This is a genomic window from uncultured Campylobacter sp. (assembly GCF_938031315.1).
Lineage (GTDB): Bacteria > Campylobacterota > Campylobacteria > Campylobacterales > Campylobacteraceae > Campylobacter_B.
In genome coordinates this window covers 1-1,249 of the sequence record NZ_CALHHT010000487.1, presented here as the reverse complement: position 1 = coordinate 1,249, position 1,249 = coordinate 1, and the positions used below count along the sequence as shown (strand labels likewise).

Below are 1,249 nucleotides of genomic sequence, written 5' to 3'. Positions count from 1 at the left end.
GCAACGCCGATATTTTTGGTCGCGAGCAGATTTTTTGCCTCTTCTAGGCGGATCTTTTTTTGAAAAGCTATGGGGCTTAGCGAGGTTACGATCTTGAAGTTATTATAGAGCGACGACTCGCTCATATCGCATTCGCGCGCGACCTCTTTCATATTTAGCTTTTGCGTGAATTCGTTTTTTATCTTTGCTACGGCTTTTAAAATTTTATTCGAGACGCTTCCTTGCATCGCAAATTTACTTAAAAAATAGCCGCTTTTATCGCTTGTTACAAGGGTATAAAGGATCTCTTTTTTAGCAAGATCCGATAGAAATTTGATCTTCTCTTTCGGCTTTTCTAGCAACCAAACAAACCTCAAAACAGGCTCTAGTATCTCCTCCGTAAGATCGCCGAAAAATACCCCCTTTTGGCTTTTTTGCATGTTATCTTCTTTTATCTCGACGTTTTTTAGCACTTCATAAATTTCATCCATGCTAAAATTAAGGGTAAGCGAGATATATGGCCTCTCTTTTGAGGCGTCGGTTAGGCTCACTCTTAGAGGCATATAGGTCGATGTGAGTAGATACCTTTGCTCGTTGTATCCGCTCATCTCATCGCCAAAGCCCACCGACTTTGCCCCTTGCAAGATAATGCACAAAGATGGATTGTAGATGGCATTGATAAAATCATGCGTCTTTTCGCTGATGTAAAAATCAAGCGAGTCGATGTCGCTTTGAACAAGGCCGTTTACGCCGTATCTATCTAGTAAAAACTCTTTTGTCTGCTCTTTTAGTAAATTTAGCTCGCTCATCTTGCTTTCCGCCTCAAATTTTATGAAATTATACCCCTTTTTAGAAATTTTTCAGGATTAGGCATGAAATTTAGAGAATCGTTCTAACGCAAAATTTAAAATCCTGCTAGAATGCACATTACAAAACAGCTTGTAAAGCTAAATCAAAACCGAAAGGACAAAGATGTATCTTAAGAAATTTGCGGCGGCGCTTATAGCGTCAAGTTTTATTTTAGGAGGTAATGCAATGGCAGGTGCAAACGTGGCAAAATCACCGCTAGAGGCGGTTTCTATGGTTAGCGAGTGGGATAAAATTTTCGCCAAAAGCGATAAGGTAGATCACAAGAAAGTCAAATTTAAAAATCGTTACGGCGTGGAGCTAGTAGGCGATCTTTATACGCCTAAAAATTTAAAAGGCAAAGCAGCTGCGATCGCAGTTAGCGGGCCTTTTGGCGCGGTAAAGGAACAACCAAGCGGACTTT

2 protein-coding genes are annotated in these 1,249 nt (G+C 40.4%); one reads left to right on the top strand and one right to left on the bottom strand.

What is annotated here, in order from left to right:
* On the bottom strand, positions 1-788 hold a 788-nt coding region (locus tag Q0236_RS12035), incomplete at its 3' end, for an AraC family transcriptional regulator (protein WP_297918389.1).
* Positions 789-1,014: 226 nt separating this feature from the next.
* Between Q0236_RS12035 and Q0236_RS12030 the strand changes: the two genes are divergently transcribed.
* Positions 1,015-1,249 (top strand): alpha/beta hydrolase (locus tag Q0236_RS12030; protein ID WP_297918392.1); only part of this gene is annotated, 235 nt, incomplete at its 3' end.